This window comes from Campylobacter showae (assembly GCF_900573985.1).
Lineage (GTDB): Bacteria > Campylobacterota > Campylobacteria > Campylobacterales > Campylobacteraceae > Campylobacter_A > Campylobacter_A showae_E.
Map to the genome: position 1 here is coordinate 1,517,032 of NZ_UWOK01000001.1, position 17,554 is coordinate 1,534,585.

16 protein-coding genes are annotated in these 17,554 nt (G+C 45.3%); 13 read left to right on the forward strand and 3 right to left on the reverse strand.

Features of this window, described 5'->3' with window-relative positions:
- Positions 1 to 116: 116 nt before the first annotated feature.
- The gene (locus EE116_RS07685; RefSeq protein ID WP_122873905.1) at positions 117 to 2,690 is read right to left on the reverse strand and encodes an ATP-dependent Clp protease ATP-binding subunit; all 2,574 of its coding nucleotides are present in this window, start codon (positions 2,688 to 2,690) and stop codon (positions 117 to 119) included.
- Between the two features lie 222 nt (positions 2,691 to 2,912).
- Between EE116_RS07685 and EE116_RS07690 the strand changes: the two genes are divergently transcribed.
- From EE116_RS07690 to EE116_RS12800, 12 genes are all read left to right on the forward strand, one after another.
- A complete protein-coding gene (locus EE116_RS07690; RefSeq protein WP_420886355.1) occupies positions 2,913 to 4,172 on the forward strand; it encodes a S41 family peptidase in 1,260 nt (419 codons plus the stop codon).
- A gap of 11 nt (positions 4,173 to 4,183) precedes the next feature.
- Positions 4,184 to 4,900: a phosphoribosylaminoimidazolesuccinocarboxamide synthase gene (gene purC / locus EE116_RS07695; protein ID WP_122873907.1), complete on the forward strand. Its 717-nt coding sequence runs from the start codon at positions 4,184 to 4,186 to the stop codon at positions 4,898 to 4,900.
- A gap of 1 nt (position 4,901) precedes the next feature.
- On the forward strand, positions 4,902 to 5,162 hold the full coding sequence (purS, locus tag EE116_RS07700; RefSeq protein ID WP_122873908.1) for a phosphoribosylformylglycinamidine synthase subunit PurS: 261 nt from the start codon (positions 4,902 to 4,904) through the stop codon (positions 5,160 to 5,162).
- Positions 5,159 to 5,824, forward strand: coding sequence for a phosphoribosylformylglycinamidine synthase subunit PurQ (gene purQ / locus EE116_RS07705; RefSeq protein WP_122873909.1), 666 nt, complete (start codon positions 5,159 to 5,161; stop codon positions 5,822 to 5,824). The genes purS and purQ overlap by 4 nt, the downstream gene beginning before the upstream one ends.
- Positions 5,818 to 7,170, forward strand: a complete 1,353-nt coding sequence (locus tag EE116_RS07710; protein ID WP_122873910.1) for an SH3 domain-containing protein — start codon at positions 5,818 to 5,820, stop codon at positions 7,168 to 7,170. Before purQ ends, EE116_RS07710 begins: the two co-directional genes overlap by 7 nt.
- Positions 7,157 to 7,843, forward strand: a complete 687-nt coding sequence (locus EE116_RS07715) for a lysophospholipid acyltransferase family protein (RefSeq protein ID WP_122873911.1) — start codon at positions 7,157 to 7,159, stop codon at positions 7,841 to 7,843. Before EE116_RS07710 ends, EE116_RS07715 begins: the two co-directional genes overlap by 14 nt.
- A gap of 150 nt (positions 7,844 to 7,993) precedes the next feature.
- On the forward strand, positions 7,994 to 8,890 hold the full coding sequence (locus EE116_RS07720) for a hypothetical protein (protein WP_122873912.1): 897 nt from the start codon (positions 7,994 to 7,996) through the stop codon (positions 8,888 to 8,890).
- 112 nt (positions 8,891 to 9,002) lie between these two features.
- Entirely contained in the window at positions 9,003 to 9,329 is a 327-nt protein-coding gene (locus tag EE116_RS07725; protein WP_241091662.1) for a hypothetical protein, read from the forward strand.
- Positions 9,330 to 9,415: 86 nt separating this feature from the next.
- Positions 9,416 to 11,269 carry a molecular chaperone HtpG gene (gene htpG / locus EE116_RS07730; RefSeq protein WP_122873913.1) on the forward strand — a complete coding sequence of 618 codons (1,854 nt, stop codon included), beginning with the start codon at positions 9,416 to 9,418 and terminating at the stop codon, positions 11,267 to 11,269.
- A 229-nt stretch (positions 11,270 to 11,498) separates the two neighbouring features.
- The gene (locus EE116_RS07735) at positions 11,499 to 12,005 is read left to right on the forward strand and encodes a PAS domain-containing protein (RefSeq protein WP_122873914.1); all 507 of its coding nucleotides are present in this window, start codon (positions 11,499 to 11,501) and stop codon (positions 12,003 to 12,005) included.
- A 262-nt stretch (positions 12,006 to 12,267) separates the two neighbouring features.
- Complete coding sequence (locus EE116_RS12795) at positions 12,268 to 12,459, forward strand: hypothetical protein (protein WP_241091663.1); 192 nt, start codon at positions 12,268 to 12,270, stop codon at positions 12,457 to 12,459.
- 2 nt (positions 12,460 to 12,461) lie between these two features.
- On the forward strand, positions 12,462 to 12,713 hold the full coding sequence (locus EE116_RS12800; RefSeq protein WP_241091664.1) for a hypothetical protein: 252 nt from the start codon (positions 12,462 to 12,464) through the stop codon (positions 12,711 to 12,713).
- A 51-nt stretch (positions 12,714 to 12,764) separates the two neighbouring features.
- Here the strand turns inward: EE116_RS12800 and EE116_RS07745 are convergent, their stop codons facing one another.
- Both EE116_RS07745 and EE116_RS07750 read right to left on the reverse strand, forming a co-directional pair.
- On the reverse strand, positions 12,765 to 13,829 hold the full coding sequence (locus EE116_RS07745; protein WP_420886356.1) for a UDP-N-acetylglucosamine--N-acetylmuramyl-(pentapeptide) pyrophosphoryl-undecaprenol N-acetylglucosamine transferase: 1,065 nt from the start codon (positions 13,827 to 13,829) through the stop codon (positions 12,765 to 12,767).
- A 130-nt stretch (positions 13,830 to 13,959) separates the two neighbouring features.
- A complete protein-coding gene (locus EE116_RS07750) occupies positions 13,960 to 15,120 on the reverse strand; it encodes an FtsW/RodA/SpoVE family cell cycle protein (RefSeq protein ID WP_122873915.1) in 1,161 nt (386 codons plus the stop codon).
- 221 nt (positions 15,121 to 15,341) lie between these two features.
- Here EE116_RS07750 and EE116_RS07755 point away from each other — a divergent pair, with 221 nt between their 5' ends.
- Entirely contained in the window at positions 15,342 to 17,540 is a 2,199-nt protein-coding gene (locus EE116_RS07755) for a TonB-dependent receptor (protein WP_122873916.1), read from the forward strand.
- The last annotated feature ends 14 nt before the right edge of the window (positions 17,541 to 17,554 follow it).

Here is a 17,554-nt window from a genome sequence, read left to right on the forward strand (position 1 = left end):
CAATATGTTGTTTTCAAATTTGAGTAGTCTATACATAAGATATTTGCGCGGTTAAATTTAAAGAATTTGACGGGAGAATAAAAACGGCCGCGCCTGAACGCGACCGTAAATTTGGGTTAAATTTTAGAGATCGTTATCTTTTCTTTGTCGCTACCAACCACGATCTCGTCGCCACTTTCTAGCTCGTCTCGCAGGATCATATCGGCTAGCGGGTCTTCCACTAGCTCGTATAGCGCGCGGCGCAAAGGTCTAGCTCCGTAAACGATATCAAAGCCCGCGCCCGCGATAAATTTCTTCGCCTCTTCGCTTAGGCTTGCTTTGATACCGCGATTTTGCAATGTTTTTTCAAGCTCTTTAAACATTATATCTACGATTTTTATTAGCCCGTCTTCATCAAGCGGGTTAAAGATTATCGTGTCGTCTAGTCGGTTTAAAAACTCGGGTTTAAAATAGTTTTTAAGCTCGTTTTTGACTGCCGCCTCGCGCTCCTCGCCTTTTAGATCCATGATGAAATTTGACGCGATATTTGACGTGAGGATGATGATCGTATTTTTAAAATCGACCGTCACGCCCTTGTTATCAGTCGCCCTTCCGTCGTCTAGGATGCCAAGAAGTACGTTAAACACGTCCTTGTGAGCCTTTTCGATCTCGTCAAAAAGTATGACGCTATACGGACGTCTGCGCACGGCTTCGGTTAGCTGTCCACCCTCGTCGTAGCCCACGTATCCAGGAGGCGCTCCGAGCAGGCGAGAGACGCTGTGCTTTTCCATGTATTCGCTCATATCAAAGCGTATGAGTGCGCGCTCGTCGTCAAATAAAAATTTAGCCAAAGCCTTTGCCGACTGCGTTTTACCAACGCCCGTAGGCCCTAGAAACAAAAACGATCCGATCGGACGCGCGCCCTCGTTTAGGCCGGCCTTATTTCGCTTGATAGCTCTTGCTAACGCGTGCAGAGCGGCATCCTGACCGACGACGCTTTCGCGCAAATGCTCCTCGATCATCAGATATTTTTGCTTTTCGCTAGTTAGCATTTTGCTGACCGAAATTCCCGTCCATTTGCTTAGTATTTCGGCCACCAGCTCCTCATCGACCTGATTTTTTAGTAGCACGCCGCCCTTTTTCATCTCGTCCCATTTTTTTTCGAGCTCTTTTTGGCGGTTGGCCGCTTCTAAAATTTTGCCGTATTCGATCTCGGCCGCGCGCTGCAGATCGCCGTTTCTGCGCGCTATCTCAGCCTCGCTTTTTAGGCTATCTATCTCTTTTTTTGCTTTTGAGATACCGCCGAAAACCGCCTTTTCGTTTTCAAATTTACCGTCAAGGGCGTGCTTTTGCTCGTTTAGATCGGCGATTTGCTTTTCTATCTCGGCTAGACGCGCTGCGTTTTTGGTCTCGTCTTCCATTTTTAGCGCCTCTTTTTCGACTTGCAGCGTTACGATCTCGCGTTTGATGCGGGCGAGTTCGTACGGCTCGCTTTCTATTTGCATTTTTAGCTCGGCTGCGGCCTCGTCGATGAGATCGATCGCTTTATCGGGTAAAAAGCGGTTTGAGATGTAGCGGTCGCTTAGCTTTGCTGCCGCGACCAGCGCGCTATCGGTGATAGTTACGCCGTGGTGCACCTCGAGGCGCTCTTTTATGCCGCGTAAAATTTGAAGTGCTTCGTTTACGCTAGGTTCTTTTACGTCGATTGGCTGAAAGCGGCGTTGCAACGCGGCGTCCTTTTCAAAATACTTGCGGTACTCCTTTAGCGTCGTAGCGCCCACGGCGTGCAGTTCGCCTCTAGCAAGCGCGGGTTTTAGGATATTTGCCGCATCCATGCTGCCTTCGCTTGCTCCAGCACCCACGATAGTGTGGATCTCGTCGATAAAGAGGATGATATTTCCGGCGCTTTTTACCTCGTTTATGACGGCTTTTAGCCTGTCTTCAAATTCGCCGCGGTATTTCGCGCCTGCGATTAGCGCGCTCATATCAAGCGCGACTACGCGCTTGTTTGCTAGGCTAGTCGGCACGTCTTTTGCCACGATTTTTTGCGCTAGACCCTCGACGATAGCGGTTTTACCCACGCCCGGCTCGCCTAATAAAATAGGATTATTCTTGCTCTTTCTTATTAAAATTTGCATCATGCGCGTGATCTCTTCGTCGCGCCCTATGACTGGATCGAGCTCCTTATTTAGCGCTTTTGCAGTTAGATCGATGCCGTATTTCTCCAAACTATCTAGCGTCTCGTCGCCTGTTTGACTATCTATCTTGCGCCCTGCTCTTATGCTTTCTAAATTTTTGCGGATCTCTAAAACGTCGGTAAATTTGCCTAAAATTTGCTTGATCTCAGGTAGCTCAAGTGCCGAAATAATCCACGTATCCACCGCGATATAGCTGTCTCCCAGGCTCACCATCAGGGCTTTTGCGCTTTCAAGAGAGTTTATGAGCTCCTTTGAAATTTGCACGTTTTCCTTGCTGACGTTTGAGCTTGTGGGTAGCTGTGCGGCTTTGCTTTTTACTTCGAGTTCGACCGCGTCTTTGCTCACGTTCATTTTATTAAAGACTTGATTGAGCAATGAGCCGCTATCTGCGACCTGAGCCCAAAGCAAATGAAGCGGAAAGGTTTGCGGATTTTTCGCGTGTATCGCTAGCGCGACGCCCTTTTCTACCAGCTCTTGCATTTGTGCGGTTAAATTTTCGCCTAAATTCGCCATTTTTTCTCCTTTAGTTTATATTGACCGTATTATATAACTTTAGTCGATTATTGTCAAGTTATCTAAGTTATTTAATATAAACACTTACGAAATAAAATTAAATTTTATTAAATCTTTTATCCTATTTTTAGGCAAATTTAACTAAAATACCCCCACTCAAAAGGCAGGAGATTAACTTTGAATAAAAAAAAGACGTTTTTGTTTTCAAGCGTTGCGGGCGCTATGATATTCGGAGCGGTTTTTAGCGCAAATTTAAATGCTAAAGCCACCGAGGACGGATCGAATTCCAAACTGCAATCGCTCTCTAAACTTACAAAAACCATTTCTACTATCGAAAAATATTATGTTGATGATTTACAGTTTAAAGAGATCGTGGATAAGGCCATAGAGGGGCTTTTAAACAACCTTGACGCGCATTCTGGATTTTTAAATGAAAAGGCGTTTAAAGATATGCAAGTGCAGACAAACGGCGAATTTGGCGGCCTTGGCATTACGGTTGGTATGAAAGACGGCGCCCTAACGGTCATCTCGCCTATCGAAAATACGCCTGCTGATAAAGCCGGCATAAAAAGCGGCGACATCATCCTTCGCATCGACGGCAACGCGACTCTAGGCACCACCATAGACGAAGCGGTAAATAAAATGCGCGGCAAACCAAAGACGCCTATCACGATAACTATCGTGCGAAAAGGTGAGCAAAAGCCGTTTGACGTCAAGCTCATGCGCGACATCATCTCGGTCGAGTCCGTTTACGCAAAGATGATCGAAAAAGACAACATCCTCTATCTTCGCGTGACAAATTTTGATAAGCACGTAACCGAAAAGGCCGAGGAATTTATCAAAAAGTATCCAAAAGCAGAAGGTATCGTACTAGACCTTCGCAACAACCCGGGCGGACTTTTAAACCAAGCGGTCGGACTAACGAATTTATTTATAGATAGCGGCGTGATCGTATCTCAAAAGGGCAGAAACGAGAGCGAAAATAGCGAATTTAAAGCCGCAAGAGCAAACAAAATCACAAATTTACCGCTAGCTGTACTAGTTAACGGCGGAAGCGCGAGCGCGAGCGAGATCGTGAGCGGATCGTTGCAAGATCACAAACGCGCCGTCGTTATCGGCGAAAAGACGTTCGGTAAAGGCAGCGTACAGATCATCCTTCCAGTCGACGACAAAGAGGCTATCCGCCTAACTATCGCGCGCTACTATTTGCCAAGCGGCCGCACTATCCAAGCAACGGGCGTGGAGCCTGATATCGTCGTATTTCCTGGCAAAGTGCCGCAGCAGGACGAAAATGCATTTTCTATAAAAGAGAGCGAACTAAAAAAACACTTAACCAACGAACTGAGCAAAATAGACGCAAATAGCGACAAAAACACTACGAAAATCACGGATAATAAGACTATAATAACCGAGGCTAACGTAAACGACGATATACAGCTAAAATCGGCGATTGACGCGATCAAAATTTTACAGCTAAAATAAGGAGTGCAAAAATGCAAAAAAAAGAGCTGATCTACGAAGGCAAGGGAAAAAAGATGTTCGCAACGGACGATGCGGACTTGCTCATAGCGGAATTCAAAGACGATCTAACCGCCTTTGATGCGCAAAAAAGAGGCAATGAAGCCGGTAAAGGCGCGCTGAATAATAAAATTTCGACGCAGCTTTTTCATCTTTTAAAAGAAAAAGGCATCCCGACTCACCTAGTCGAAACTCTAAGCGACACCGAGCAGCTCGTGAAAAAATGCGAAATCATCCCGCTCGAAGTGGTCGTTAGAAATATCGCCACCGGCTCACTAACAAAACGCCTTGCGATAAAAGAAGGTACGGTTTTGCCGTTTCCTTTAGTGGAGTTTTACTATAAAAACGACGACCTACACGATCCGATCGTAAACGACGAGCACTGCCTAATCATGGGCTTAGTTAAGAGCGAAAACGACCTCGATAGACTAAAACACATGGGACGTGAGATAAACGCTATCCTATTTAAATTTTTCGCAGATAGAAATTTGAAACTGGTTGATTTTAAAGTGGAATTCGGCGTCGATAAAGACGGAAATATCGTGCTAGCAGACGAGATCAGTCCGGATAGTTGCCGCTTTTGGGACGCGACTACGAACGAAAAACTTGACAAAGACAGATTTCGCCAGGATCTGGGCAACGTAAAAGTCGCCTACGAAGAAGTTTTAAAAAGAATTTTATCTAAGGTTTAAAATGAAAGCTATCATCAACGTATCCCTAAAAAACGGCGTTTTAGACCCGCAAGGAAAGGCTGTCGAGCACGCACTTGGCTCGCTTGGATTTAACAACGTAAGCGGCGTGCGAATAGGCAAACAAATCGTGCTTGACATAGACGCCACAAGCAAAGACGAAGCGCGCAAGGAGCTAACTAAAATGTGCGAAGAGCTGCTCGCAAACACCGTCATCGAGGACTACGAGATAAATTTGAACGATAAATGCGAGAGCGCAAAATGAAAGTCGCCATCGTTTTGTTTCCAGGTACGAACTGCGAGCAAGATACAAAGTATGCCTTTGAGCTTTTGGGTTGCCAAACGCAGATAATCTGGCACAAAGAAAGCGAGATAAATGCCGATCTTATCGTGCTTCCGGGCGGATTTAGCTACGGCGACTACTTGCGTACGGCAGCTATCGCTAAATTTAGCCCGGCGATGAGCGCGGTCGTAAAACACGCCCAAAAAGGCGGATACGTGCTTGGAATTTGCAACGGCTTTCAGATGCTGTGCGAGCTAAAACTGCTTGCAGGCGCGATGAGACGAAACGAAAATTTAAGCTTCATCTCAAAATATCATCACCTAAAAGTGATCTCAAACGCAAACAAATTTCTCTCAAATTTGAGCGTCGGCGAGGTCGTAAACATCCCGATCGCTCACGGTGAGGGCAACTTTTACGCTGACGAAGCGACGCTAAAAGGCCTCTACGACAACGATCAGGTACTGCTAAAATACTGCGACGCAAACGGCGCAGAGCTAAATCCAAACGGCTCGGTCGATGCTATAGCGGGAATTTGCGATAAAAATAAAAAGATATTTGGCCTCATGCCTCACCCAGAGCGCGCCTGCGAGAAGTTTTTGGGCACGGACGACGGACTAAAGATGCTAAAAGGGCTAGTTTGCTAAGGCCCTTTTTAGCCTTTTTTGCTATATTTGTTTTAGCTTGCGTGGCCACTGAGCCTAGCGTATTTGATATGATGGGCGACGAGCAAAGCCAAAAAGTGATCAAGCCCGCTCCGCAAACGCCCGCACAAAAGCTAAATTTGCAAAACAAAGCGCCAAGCGCGCAAAACAGAACCCCAAGTCAGACGCAAAGCACGGCTACTCAAAACAGAACCCCCGTAGCACAAAGCCAGACCCCAAGCAACCAAGGCGGTACGCATCTGCGCCAGCCTATCCCGCAAAATATCGCTCCTACGAACGAACCAGAGCTAAATTTAAAAGACAGCCAGCTCTACGAGCGCGTGCAGCCAAACGATATCATTATCAAGGCTCTAAATGCGCCAAAGCAAGTCTACGTCGGGCAAATTTTTAGCTTTACGCTTTCGGTCGATATCCAGGATAATATCGCGGTAGATCTGCAAACCATCTTGCCCGAAACCGAAAATCTAAAATGGCTAAGCTCAAATTTGCGCTGGGATAATGACGGCAAAGGGGTTTACAAGGCTCAAATTTACGCCGAGGCCTCCGCCGAGGCCGTGCAAAATCCAAAAATCACTGTAAATTTAAAGCGTAACGGCGAGTTTTTCCAAACGGCGAATTTAACGCTTTCGCTACCTAAAATCGTAGCGCTAAAAAGCGGCGAGAAATACAACCACGTCGTCGCCCAAAATCTCGAAGTCAAAAAATACAAAACCAATAAATTCGACGATAAAAATCTCATCATGATCGTCGAAGTAAACGCGCAAAAAGGCAACATCGCGGACTTTTTCATCGAGGATAAGGACATCATCAAGCAAGGCGTGGACTCCACGAGCGGCGAGTTTGACGCGCAAAGCGGATATTATTTCGCGATATTTTCACCTGAAAAAATATCGATAGATTTTAACTACTTTAGCCTGGCTAAAAAAGATTTCGTTGGCTTTTCGCTCCCGGTTGTCGTGGAGGATGACGAGATCAGCACGCAAATCGGACTAAATCCAAAGCAAAGCAAATTTGAAATTTACAAAAATATCGGAGTTTACGCGCTTTTCGGTATTTTCTTGATCACGTTTTTGTTTAAGCGCGACGCGATATTTCTCGTCGTCGTGGTCGGCCTTGGAGCCTATATCCTTTACAGCTACAACCCCTTTGGTGGCGCGACGCTAAGACAAAACATAAACGTAAAAATTTTGCCTACGCAAAACTCGAGCGTATTTTATACCTCAAAAGCGGAGGAAAAGATCGAGATCCTCGGCGAGCGCGGAGACTACGTCAAAATTTTACTAGACGACGGCAAAATAGGCTGGGTGAAAAAAGATGATATTTTCTAGGATAAAGGCCGCGTATTTCGCGGTCGAGTTTCTGATCAGCATACTTTTAGTCGTGTTTTTTATGTGGCTTTTTAAAAAGCACATTCACGGCGTGAGAAAAATTTGGGGTAGGAGCCAGCGGCTTTTTGGCTTTTATTCGCTCGAAGTCGTCGGCAACTTTGACGAGCGGGCGAATATGATCATCATGAACCACCAAAGTATGTTAGATATCGTCGTTTTAGAGGAAGTCTATCCTAAAAATCTCTGCTGGATCGCCAAAAAAGAGATTGCCGACCTGCCCGTCATCGGCCAGATCATCCACGTGCCGCAAATGATCTCAGTCGAGCGCGAGAATAAACGCTCGCTCATCAAGCTCGTAAAAGACGCACAAGACCGTGTCGAAAAAGGGCGCGTGCTGGCAATTTTCCCCGAGGGAACGCGCTCGCACTCAAGGGAGCTTTTGCCGTTTAAAGGCGGTGCGAAAATCATCGCCGACAAGCTAAATCTAAAAATCCAGCCCATCGTAATCACGGGTTCAGACATCTTGGATGTGAAAAATTTTAGCTTTAAAAACGGCAAAATCAAAATAATCTGCCTAGATCTCATCGACACCGCCGAGCCCGAGTGGCTAGAAAACGCAAGAGCTAAAATGCAAGAAACGCTAGATAACGAAAGGCGGAAAGCGGCGGTCTAAAGCGTTGCTTTATCGTAAAATTGCCGCGTGCGTAAATTTGACGAACTTTTCAGCTAAAATTTGAGCTAAATTTACCGCGAGCAAATTTAGCCCTTAAATCCGCTAGCCAAATTTGACCGCCTCGTAAAAGCCGTAAATTTAGGAGGATTTATGAAAAAGCTCGCCGTTATCTTTATGGTTTTAACTCAAATTTTATTCGCTTCAAATTTACCGGAGCCAGACCTTGAGATCTTTTTTGACGGAAACGCTACGAATAAGCAAATAGACACTAGGCTCGATCAAATTTTAGATTTTTTGTCACAAAACCCGCACCGCGTAAACGACAAATACGGAGAATTTAACGACCGCCTTTTTTCGCCGTTTATCTACAACGTAAAAATCATAAAAACGGGCAAATTTGACTTTGGACGCATAAAAAAGGCACTCAAATTTAAGCCCGATCTAAACTATCAATTTATGATTTTCACCCCTCTTGACGCGGTTATCGCGCTTGGCATAGATCCTAACGACAAATATAAATTCGATCAAAAAGAAGCGATACGTCTCATCGACCTACTAATAGCAAACGGCGCAGATATCGGCTCACCAGAGCTTTTACGCACAGCTTGCAATGCCGAAGCGTTTGAGATTTTTAGCCACCTTCTTAGCAAAGGCGCGCGCAGCGACAAGGAAACGATGCTTTGCGTGGCTGGTGGGATAGCTATCTTTATGGGTCAAAACGGTACTTCGCCGATCGCAAACGCTCCTCTTGATCCAAAAATAAGGCAGTTTGCAAAAACCGCAAAATTTATCGAATTTTACCGCGATAAAATGCGCTACCTTGAGGAGCTGCTAAAATTTAAGCCACTTAGCGAATTTGAGGCTAAAGAGCTAGAAATTTTTACGAAACTAGCCGCTATCCTAGATAGCGAGGATATGGTTAAATTTCTGCTAAATAACGGCGTTTGCAAGCAAGAAAATTTACAAATCTCGTGCGAAAATCTCAAAAAGCAGGCGATGCATTACGACGCAAAAGAGAGCCTAAGGCTGATAAACAAAGTCAGATAGTATAAAGCGGCGAGTAAGCGGCATGAAGCTAAATTTAAGGGCAAATTTAAACAAGACGGCCCGAGTTGAATTTGCCGCTTCAAATTTGGATTGCTGGATTTAGACTCAAATTTTGCCGCTCGCCCTACTCTTTTTATTTGTGCCGCTTTTTGCGCTAGAGCAAGATGAAGCGGTCAAGGCTTGCAAGCAGCCAAAATCCGTGCCTGATTTTAGGATTTTCTACGACGAAAATGCCACAAGCGAGCAGATAGACGCAGGGCTTGATCAAATTTTAGATTTTTTATGGCAAAACCTGCACCGCATAAGCGACGAGCTGGGCGAGTATTGCGACCGCCTTTTTACGCCTTTTGTATTTAACGCCAAAATGTATAACACGGACAAAATCGACTTTGTGCGGATAAAAAAAGCACTCAAATTTGAGAAACAAATTTTAGATTAGTTGATAGTAGTTGTATCAAGTTTAAAGATATTCTTAGCACCTTGTGCTATAATCTGCTAAAAATTTTAAAAACAAAGGACGAAAAAATGAGCGAAAAATTTGAATTTCAGACCGAGGTAAACGAGCTGTTAAATTTGATGATACACTCGCTTTATTCAAACAAAGAGATATTTTTGCGCGAGCTCATCTCAAACGCGAGCGACGCGCTGGATAAGCTAAACTATCTCTGCCTCACGGATGATGCTTACAAAAGCCTAAGCTACTCCCCGCGAATCGATATCAAAATAGACAAAGATAAAAAGACGCTAACGATCAGCGATAACGGCATCGGCATGGACAAAAATGAGCTGATAAATAACCTCGGCACCATCGCTAGAAGCGGTACGAAGGGCTTTTTGGATAAACTAAGCGGCCAAGCTAAAAAAGATAGCGCGCTCATCGGACAGTTTGGCGTCGGGTTTTATTCGGCGTTTATGGTCGCGGATAAGATCGAAGTCGTGAGCAAAAAGGCGCTTGGCGAAGAGGCCTTCATGTGGAGTTCGGACGCTAAAACCTACGAGATCTCGCCTGCGCAAAAAGATAGCCACGGCACCTCGATCACGCTTTATTTAAAAGATGACGAGTTTGCCGAGTCCTACCGCATAGAAAACATCGTCAAAAAATACTCCAACCACATCCCGTATCCGATATTTGCGGATAAAGAAGAGTACGTAGCGCCTAAAGATGGCGAAAAAGAGGGCTCGTACGAGATCAAAAACGTGCAGATAAATAAGGCTTCCGCACTTTGGAAAATGAGTAAAAGCGCGCTAAAAGAGGCTGACTATAACGACTTTTACAAACAAATCTCGCACGATAGCGAGGATCCGTTACTTTACGTGCATACCAAAGCCGAGGGCAAGATCGAGTACACTACCCTATTTTTCGTGCCGGCTAGCGAGCCGTTTGATCTATTTCGCGTGGATTATCAAAGCGGCGTAAAACTCTACGTCAAAAGCGTATTTATCAGCGACGACGCCAAAGAGATGCTGCCGCCTTATCTTAGATTTGTCCGCGGTATCATCGACGTTGAGGACCTACCGCTAAACGTCAGCCGCGAAATTTTGCAAGAAAACAGCATAATGCGCAGCGTAAAGGAGCAAAGCATCAAGAAAATCCTAGGCGAGCTAGCCAAGCTAAAAGAAAAAGATAGAGAAAAATACATCAAATTTTATAAAATATTCGGCAAGGTTATCAAAGAGGGGCTTTACGGATTTAGCAGCGAAAAGGAGCAAATTTTAGACCTTTGCCTCTTTAAATCAAGCAAGCGCGAGGGACTAGTCAGCCTAAAAGAGTACAAAGAGGCGATGAAAGAGGGGCAAAAATCGATCTACTATATCAGTGGAAACAACGAAACTATGTTAAGAAATTCGCCGCTTTTAGAGAGCTTTAAGGCTGAAGGAATCGAAGTGCTCATCATGGACGAGGAGATAGACTCTATCGTCATGCCGATGGTCCAAGACTACGACAAAACCCCGATAAAAACGGTAAATCACACCGATATCGACGCCGAGATCAAACCGGAAAAAAGCGAAGCCGACGAGGGTAAATTCGCTGCGCTGCTAGCCAAGATGAAAGAGATACTAAAAGACGAGGTCAAGGACGTGAAGCTAAGCTCGCGCCTAAGCCAAAGCCCCGCCGTCATCGTCTATGATAAAAATGATCCCGACTACGCTACGCAGATGATGCTAAAGCAGATGGGGCATAGCGTGGGTAAAATTTTACCGATACTGGAGATAAATCCAAAGCACGAGCTCTTTGAAAAACTATCTCAAAACGAGGCGATGATATATGATGCGGCGGAGCTGCTTTTAGATATGGCTAAGTTAAACGAAGGCGTCGCGATCGACGATCCGTCGGCGTTTAGCAAAAAGCTAACTAAAATTTTGCTAAAAGCGATCTAAATTTAAGCCTTTTTGAGGCTTAAATTTTCAGCTCGGCGACGAAGTTAAATTTGTCGCCGAGTTTTTTAAATTTAAGCTCAAATTTATACTCCAAAATCCACCCGCCCTACCCTTTAAATTTACGGCGTCAAATTTGATTTAATAGGCGTTTGCTATCTGGATTGAAAAAATGAGTAAGCTACATTTGCGTAATATTTGGTTATAATTACCGAAAAATTTAAGGTATAAAGTGAACGAGAATAAAGAGTATTTCGTAAAAGAAGAAGATTTTATCGTATCAAAAACCGATCTAAAGGGCAAGATAACCTACTGCAATCAGCCGTTTTTAAAGATCGTCGGCGCGACGCAAGAGCAGCTTTTGCATAAACCGCACAACATCATCAGGCACCCTGATATGCCGCGCGTCGTGTTTAAGCTTCTATGGGATCGCATCAAGGCAAAACAAGAGATCTTTGCGTTCGTTAAAAACAAGAGCTTTGACGGCGGCTTTTACTGGGTATTTGCAAACGTCACGGCTTCGCTAGGCGCTAACTGCGAGATCATCGGCTACTACTCCGTTCGCCGCAAGCCAAATCCAGAAGGCGTCAAATTTATTGAGGGCATATATAGGCAGCTGCTTGAGGCGGAAAAAAGCGGCGGCATGGAGGCCTCGGGTAAGTTGCTCGGGAAAATTTTATCAGATGCTGGCATAGGCTACGACGAGCTAGTACATAAACTTCAACGAGGACAGATATAAGATACTCTCGTCTCTGGCGATATAAATACCAAAAACAAGCCTAACGAACTTGAAAAATGGATATCAAGCCGCAAGAAGCTATCATGAGCGTCGTGCAGTTTAGCGCTCCGGCAAGCTCGGTCAAAGAGCAGGGAGTAAAAAACTAGCGAATATTTTTTCGGCTGTTTTTGACAACGAGGAGTACTATGCCAACATCAGCGCCTATCTCTCGCAGATCCTTCTAGAGATAGCACTAAAAAGTGAGAAAAACGGCATAAGCATAATGGCAAATCGCAAACTCAAAGTCGCCGCAAAAAACATCAAAGATATAAACGAGCTCCTGCAAGCTCAAAGCGCCATCATGCAAAAATACAAAAGGCGAAGCCTTTTTAATAATGACGCGACTCGTCCGCGCGCCGTAAAGACGCAACTGGCCGAGCTTCTAAAAGCACAATCGCGACTTGATAACTACTAAAAATGCAGGCCGGTATCGTCTCAAACGTGATTTTGGGTGAGTTTAAGATGGTGTATAAATTTTTACTTTACTCTGTTTTTTTAGCAAAAAGCAGAGGCGATCAGCTCCTTTTAGCCGAGATAATCAGCGTTTGCGATAAGATCGCCGCGATGATAGAGCTCGTTTTTGGCGGCCAAAGCCTGCAAACGGGTCAGCTCGTGTATCATTATCTGGTTTACGAGCTGCAAGAACTTAAAGACGATTTTATAAACTAATTTTCAAATTTGAAAAATAAAGGTATTTAAATTTAACGCTCTGTCGTAAATTTAAATATCTTTTAAAATTTCATCCACGATTTTTTGTGCGCCGTCACTATCTATCTGTTTGGAAAGCTTGCTTGAAATTTGCGCTATATCCATCTCATTTATCAAATTTAGCATCTCGTCTGCATCGATATCGCCGCCTTTTTGAAAGCAAAATTTGGCCAAATTTTGATCCACTAGAAATTTAGCATTAAAGACCTGATGGTTATTTGCGGCGTGAGGGTAAGGTACGAATACGCTAGGCAGCGCGTTTGCCGTGAGCTCCCACAGTGTGCCTGCTCCTGCGCGGCTTATCGCCAGATCGGCGCGGCTCATCTTAAGCTCTATTTTAGGATCAAAGTCAAAAAGCTCAAGCTCATCGCTGCCAAGAGCAAGCTTTTTATACTCCTCTTGCAAGCTCTCAAGCGCATTTTTACCGCATTGATGGATGATTTTTACGCCTTTTTGTTTAAAAACAGGAGCCAGCTTTAAAGCTAACGAATTTATCGCCGCAGCGCCCTGCGAACCGCCTAAAAATATCACCGTTTTTAGCTCGCTGCGAAGTCTAGCCGAGCTAAAAAATCTCTCCGCTACGGGATAGCCAAAAACAGGCTTAAAATACGAGCTAAAAAAGCCCTTCGCAAGCGGTTTTAGGAGTTTGTTTAGATTGCCGATCACGGCGTTTTGCTCATGGATAAAAAGCGGCGTGCGTGAGATGATCGCCGCAAATGCCGCAGGCGCCGCGCTGTATCCGCCTACGCTAACGACGGCTTTTACAGCATGAGTCTTAAAAATTTTGCGGCATTTAAAGGCTAAATTTAGGATATTAAAAAGCGAAAAAAGCTTGCCTAGCCCTTTTTTATTTACTACGCCGCTGCTAGGCAGGAAAAATTTCTCACTAAATGCAGCGTCGTTTTCAAACCACATTTTATCCTGTCCGCTGCTTGATCCTACAAATACCGTCCTGCATCCGCGTGAAACCAGCTCCTCGTTTAGAGCTTTTGCGACGGCCAGATGTCCGCCCGTGCCTCCGCCGCAGATAACGATAGTGCCGCTTTCGGTTTTGTTTTGAGCTTCGACGCTAGTCAAATTTGACGGCGAAATTTCAGCTGAATTTTGTTCTTTGTCTTTTAAATTTTCAGACGTCAAATTTTACTCCTTGCCTTTTAAGTTTGAAGTGCTTAAATTTGCCTTACCATGCCGCAAGTCAAATTTAAGCTCAATCTTTTACTTTTTTACTCACCATCAGCACCATGCCGACCCCTATGCAAAGCGCCAGGATCGAGCTGCCGCCGTAGCTTAGAAACGGTACGGCGATGCCTTTGATAGGCGTGATCGAGGTGATGCCGTATGAGTTCATGATAAACGAAAACGAGATAAGAAGCCCGACGCCGAGCGTAAAGAGGTGATAGACCTTGTTTTCACTCCTTGACGAGACGCGAAAGATGCGGAAAAGCAAAATCAAAAGAAGCGACGTGATGATAAGTATCCCGAGCACCCCAACCTCCTCGGCGATACCGGCAAGTACGAAGTCCGTGTGCACTTCGCTCAAAAATCCGAGCTTAAACACGCCAGCTCCCAGCCCCTCGCCGAAAAATCCGCCGTGCTTTATCGCATTTAGCGAGTGTGAGATCTGATACGGCTCAGGCACGCCCTCGACGCGAAACATATTTGCCATATTTTCCGGCATAAGTGAAAGGACCATGTTTTGTACCGTGCCCCACCATGATTTTATACGCAAAATTCGGTGCTCGGACGTAAAAATAGCCACGAAAGCAAGCACTGAAGCACCCGCCATACCGATGACGAAAAGCCGCTTGCTAGTGCCTGCAAAAAGCATCATAACGATAAGCGTAAGCGCCAAAACGACGACTTGGCCGAGGTCGTTTTGAAGGATGGCGATGAGATAAACGGCTATCAAAAACAAAAACATATAAGGCAAAATGAGCTTAAATTCCTGCTTTAGACTCTTTTTGCTGCCGTCGATCTTGCGCGCAAAGCTCCATGCCAAAAAGTAAACGAAACCGATCTTAAAAAACTCAACAGGCGCCAAAGAAAAACCCGGCAAGCGTATCCAGCGCTTCGCACCGCCCGCATCGGTAACCAGCGAGCTAGGTAGCGCATGCATAGCTCCCATCGCGATAGCGCAAAAGCCAAACAGACAAAAGCCGATCCAAACCATGGATTTATCAGGGTCAAGCCGCGAAATACCCCACATCAAAAATATCCCGATCGCCCCCACGACAAGCTGTCTGATAAAAAAATGATAAGGGTCGTAATTGAAGAAAAGCACGGTAAAAACGGGCAAGGAGAGCGAAAAAACGACGCCGATAGTAATGAGTGCGACGCAAGAGTAAAATATCCACTTATCCGCCTGCATTTTTTCCTTTCCCGAGTTAAATTTAAAGGCCGATTTTACTTAACTATGACTTACAAAGATGTTAATCTGATATTTATAAATTTCAAATTTAACCAAATCATCACTATAAAAATATACTAACATAAATTATATAGATATAAAATTTTAATTTTGTATTAAGTAAACAATTTGTAACATACGCGCATTATGCAAATTTAGCATAAAACCAATAAGGAGTCTAAATGAGAGTGAAATTTTCAGTTGCCACATGTGCGGTTTTGGCGCTATTTGCAGCGCAAGCCAATGCCGCAGATACGGTTAAGCTAGAAGGTGTCGAGATAAACAGCGTCGGCGATAACATCAGCGAGAGCGGTATCAGCGAAGGCATCCTAACCAAAAACGTACAAAACGGTATCCTAGCCGGCAAAAAGGTGCTAGACACCCCGTATCAAATAAGCACGATCACAAAAGAAACGATGAATCACCAAGGCGTGACCGGCTTTGAGGAAGCGGTGAAATACTTCCCGTCCGCGCAAGTTCAGATGAGAGGCGGCACCACGGTCGGTCGTCCGCAAACTCGCGGCTTTGAGGGTAGCGTCGTAGGCAACGTTTTTTGGGACGGCTTTTACGCTATCTCGACTACGGCGATTCCTATGGCGATGTTTGAGAGCTTGCAGATACAAAACGGTCTTGCCGGCTCGCTCTACGGCCCGCAAAATCCAGTCGGCGTCTTTAACTACACGAGAAAACGCCCGGTAGATAACGAGCACAGCATCTGGGCGGACTACGCTTCGCGCGAGCACTTCGGCGTAGGCGTGGATAGCTCGATGAAATTTGACAAGGTGGGCTACCGCGCGGTCGTGTACGGCTCGGACGGCGCAAAACAAGTAAAAGACAGCAACTATCAGCGCCGCCTAGCCAGCATCACGCTCGAGTTTTATCCGACCGAGTCGCTTACGTTTGAGACTGCGGCTAGCTACTACGAGCACAACACTCACGGCTTTGCGGGACTTTTTGCGCTTTACGTAAAAGACGGCATGATCAGAAACGACCTAAAGCTACCAGATCCAGTCGATAACAAAACTCCGGGCCTTGGTCAGCCATACGGCGGTATGAATCTAAAAACAACGACCGCTAGCGCTAAATTTAAATACGCTCCGAGCGAGGATTGGTATTTCGAGGGCGGATATCAGTTCCAGCGAGCAGACCGCCATATACACAGCGTCGTAAATAGAATCACCGATAAAAACGGCAACTACGATACCTATCACAGCGGCGGAGCGACGGCGGCGTATAGATTTGACCTGCCTAGCGGCTATTTAAAGGCGGTCACGGACTTTGATACTTGGGGGCTAAACCATAACTTTAGCGTGCAGGCAAACGGATATAGATACGTGCAGTACCGTTACTCAAATTTAAGCACGACGACGAAAGCGGGCTCGGCAAATATCAACGATCCTAAAATTTTCCCGCATCCAAACTCTAAAAAAGGCTCAAATTTATATAAACTCAGCACGACCGATATGAAAAATATCTCCGTGCTAGACGATATCACGATAAACGACAACTTTAGCTTGCTACTAAGCCTCTCAAACAGCTGGATCAAAGAGCGCACTCGCCCGGCCATAACCGCTACGCAAAGACAGCTAAAACCTATCGTGACCAAATACGACGAATCAGGCCTTAGCTACGGCGCGAGCCTGGTATATAAACCGGTTGAAAACGTGAGCACCTATATTACCTTTGCCGATAGCTTGCAACAAGGCGGCAGCGGCACGAACACCGACGGCACGACCAGCGTGCTAAAACCGTATCGCTCGAAACAATACGAAATAGGCGCTAAAGCTCGCATAAACGAAATCGACTTTAGCACGGCGGTGTTTAGGATACAGCGCCCTATCGCCTATGTCGGCAGCAACGGCAGATACGACGTCCAAGGCGAGCAGGTAAATACCGGCTTTGAGTTTATGAGCGGCGGTAAAATCACGTCAAATTTAAGCGTTCTAGGCGGATTTACGCTAATAAATTCTAAATTTAAAGATCCGCTACTAAAAGGCGCAAACGGCAAAGTCGTAAACGGCGTGCCTAAACTAAACTCGAATTTGCTATTTGACTACGTAGTGCCAAATACCGAAAAGCTCGCGTTTAGCGCAAATTTCCACTACACGAGCAAGATGTACATCGACGATCTAAACACTCAGGCTACGCCTAGCTTTTTTGTCACGGATCTTGGCGTGAGATACGTTAGCCGCGCTATGCTGGGCAAGCAAACCACCTTGCGCTTTAACGTAAACAACGTATTTAACAAAAAATACTGGGCGGGCATGTATCCTGCAAGTGCTGATGGCGCAGGCACTAGCGCTAGCGTTCTTGGCGTAGCTAACGGACTAAGCCTGGGCGAGAGCAGGATGTTTATGCTTTCGGCCGAAGTCAAATTTTAATTTGATTTAGAGCT